General features: G+C 62.5%; 3 protein-coding genes and 1 tRNA gene. 1 reads left to right on the top strand and 3 read right to left on the bottom strand.

The genetic code is table 11. The features are described from left to right. Together BJF89_RS09925 and BJF89_RS09920 are read right to left on the bottom strand one after the other, a co-directional pair. Nucleotides 1–1,211: site-specific integrase (locus tag BJF89_RS09925; protein WP_075814485.1), on the bottom strand; the 1,211-nt coding region annotated here is incomplete at its 3' end. A gap of 101 nt (nt 1,212–1,312) precedes the next feature. Beyond that, a tRNA-Ala gene (locus BJF89_RS09920) sits at nt 1,313–1,385 on the bottom strand. A 94-nt stretch (nt 1,386–1,479) separates the two neighbouring features. Here BJF89_RS09920 and BJF89_RS09915 point away from each other — a divergent pair. Further along, on the top strand, nt 1,480–2,052 hold the full coding sequence (locus BJF89_RS09915) for a GNAT family N-acetyltransferase (RefSeq protein ID WP_075814483.1): 573 nt from the start codon (nt 1,480–1,482) through the stop codon (nt 2,050–2,052). Between the two features lie 848 nt (nt 2,053–2,900). Here the strand turns inward: BJF89_RS09915 and BJF89_RS18865 are convergent. Then, nucleotides 2,901–3,111 (bottom strand): hypothetical protein (locus BJF89_RS18865; RefSeq protein ID WP_158026056.1); only part of this gene is annotated, 211 nt, incomplete at its 5' end.

Genomic DNA, 3,111 nt, shown 5'->3' with positions numbered 1-3,111 from the left:
GCTGCCTTGGCAGTCTCAGACACCCCCACCTCGCTGAGAGCTGTCGCAGCGAACCGCCTGCCATCATGCTTGTGGATGTCGTCGCGCAGACCGGCCCGCTTAGCCGCCCGCTTCACCGTCGTATTCCAAGACGTATCCATCACCCGCGTGCCCCTGTTCGTGAGAGCCAGCAGCCCATCGTCACCCTCACCGGCATACAGGTCCAAATGGGCCTCGCACATGTCCACGAAATCGGGGAACACAGGCACCACACGGTAGCTAGCCTCAGTTTTCAGGCCCTTGTCCACCATCGTCTGCTTCCCGTCCACAGTCAGGCGCACAGCAGCCCGCACACGGCCCCGGTCGGACAGGTCGATCACGTAGCCCACCGTCCCGTCTGATTCCACAGAACGCTTCACCTGCCACCTGCGTAGGCCCAGGACCTCTTGCGTCCGCAGACCGTGCACCAGCGCTAGGGCGGTGGGGAACCTGTACCGCTCGGGAACCTGTGCCAGCAGCGCTTTAATCTCCCACAGCTCAGGCAGACTCTTACGGGTCCCGCCCTCACCCACCTTGGGCCTACGGGTTTCCAGATCGACGGGGTTGGCCGGGATTATCTCTTGCCTAGCCGCCCACCTAAACGCTGCCGTGAGGTGCTTCTTCGTTCCATTGTTCGTCGGCGCGGTGTCCGGGAACTGCGCCCACACAGCCTCCCACCAGGCGTTAGCGTCCCTACGGGTCACCTGAGACGCAGGCATAGCGCGAAACGCCCCGGCTTCCCCGTCGACTTCTAATAGCCGTAGGTTCAACTGCCGCACGTTGGTCTGCCGGGTGGACTCCTCCCAAGACGTTGCGGTCTTGTAGTCGATCCACTGCCCCAGCACGTCCGCAACTGTAACCCCCTTAGCCGCCCTCGCTTCACGAGCCGCCCTGTTCCTCTCCTTCGGAGGGAGCCACTCAGCAAGTGTCCCGTCTTCAGTCATACGGTCGATCAGGTTGCGCTCCGCCCGATACCACGCCTCTACAGCCCCCGCCGTCTCAAAGCTCTGCCCACCCGGGGTGTGTCGTTTCCCGTCAGGCCCGGTGAACTTCCCGAACCATCGGCGGCCCTTCCCCTTGGGCTTGCCGTTGTTCCAGGGCTTTCCCCGAAGGACCGTCGCTCTCCGCTGTTGTTCGGCATGGTCTCCTACGTCCTGTCGCTGTAGGGGAACCGTAGGAAACGGCTGCCCCATGATGCGGTTCCCTGCCCCTACAGGGTGTGCTACTGTCTAGCATGTGACCTGCACAAAGACCGGAACCCGCTGGTCTGAACGACCAACGGATTCCATGATAGTGGAGCTATGGGGAATCGAACCCCAGACCTTCGCATTGCGAACGCGACGCTCTACCAACTGAGCTATAGCCCCGTAGTCTCTCGTGGAGACAACACAGAAGATCGTACACCCGGACCCCGTCATTCGCCTAGCCGTGGGGCTCGCCCCACGCTGTAGTCTCAGCCACATGATCCACCTACGTGAGGCCACACTCGACGACATTCCCGACGCCGCAGAGACACTCTCGCTCGCCTTCTCTGACTATGCCTGGACCAACTGGACCGTCGCGCCAGACAGACACGTGGACCGGCTCCGTGACATTCAACGAGTGTGCCTGGAACACATCGCCCTGCCACACGGACTTGTCTACGTCGAGGACACCGTTGTCGCTGTCATCGCTCTCGTCGGTCCCGAAGCTCACGGACGTGTCTCCACGGACATATGGAGCCGCATCCAATCAGCCGCCGGCAACGCGCCGGCTCACGGCGCTGAGGTATCACTCCCGGCACCTCCCATCGCAGGAAGCTGGGAACTGGCCACCGTCGGGGTGAACCCCCGGCACCGGGGGAACGGACTCGGTACGGCACTTATCCGCCACGCACTTGATGCACTGGATGCTGTTTCGGGAGCTCGGACTCCGGTCCACCTGGAAACCTCCGATGCGAGAAACGTAGAACTCTACTCGCGCCTCGGCTTCGCAACTCACGCTGAGACACATCCGTTCGGCGGGCCTGTGGTCTGGTCCATGCAGCGCGAATGAGGCCGTCCCCGGCCGGGCGGAGGCAGCTACCGCCTACTCATAGGAACGAGGTTTCACGTGGAACGGCTCGGGCAGTGCGAGATGACGACAACCGCTACTCGCGCCCTATCCCCGGGTCTTTTCGGCCACATCACCAGCGGGTACAGCAGCTCCAGGAGCAGGAAACAGACGAGAGCTGCCCCGCCCCCACAGGCGCGCCACACACATCCCACACTCCGTCAGAAGATGACGGGAGAGCTGCCTCCACTCCCCTGCCTGGTCATAATCGATGCCACAGGTAGCACGAACGAACAAGACCATGACTCGCCCCGATGCAGCCCAAACGAAAGATCCCCACCCTGGAAGAACAGGGTGGGGATCTAGCATCTTGTGGAGCTGAGGGGAATCGAACCCCTGACCTTCTGCTTGCAAAACACGCGCACCAGGCGTTACAGCCGAACAGCAACAACGCACCAAGTGACATAACAGCAGGTCAACCAGCTAACGGCGTGACACTGCAACACGGTCAACTAAACCTGTAGCGGACTGAAAGCGGACTGTAAACGATCGCCGTCTTCAACAGTGCGGGCAGGGACCTAAGTACCAACCTACGGCCCCTCACGACCAGCAAGCCACAACGGCCAACTCGAAACACGAGGAAAGGCCCTCTCCGGACTCAAAACAGAGAGGGCCTAGCGCGGACCTGACCTAGAAGGTCCACCCACCACTGAGGGGCCGTAGACTGCCCCTCACCGCGCCACGCTAGCCCGTACACCGGCCCCACCGCAGCGTTTTACGCAAGAAACGGGAAAGCCCCCTCACGCCGGAGACCAGTCTGACGCAAGGGGGCAGCCCATGAAACCGGAACTCTACAGCTCCGAACGGGCCGTCATGACGAACGACCCGGCATCACCATACAACGCACAGAGGACGGCGTGGCCCCGATCGAGAAAACGCTCCCACCGTCCCCCGGTGATCTCCACGGGGTGAACCCGTACCTGCGCGCCCTCCTTCCGCAGGACGGTGCGTAATGTCCCGTGACGCTGCACCACCCGCCGCCATGCCTCGGCGAGGCGTCCC

The organism is Corynebacterium sp. CNJ-954 (assembly GCF_001942345.1).
Classification (GTDB): domain Bacteria; phylum Actinomycetota; class Actinomycetes; order Mycobacteriales; family Mycobacteriaceae; genus Corynebacterium.
The sequence above is the reverse complement of the archived record's forward strand: the minus strand, read 5'-3'. Positions and strand labels throughout refer to the sequence as shown.

Excerpts from the sequence above, each read along its gene's own strand:
- BJF89_RS09915 (WP_075814483.1), top strand. The coding sequence starts at position 1,480 with ATGATCCACCTACGTGAGGCCACACTCGACGACATTCCCGACGCCGCA.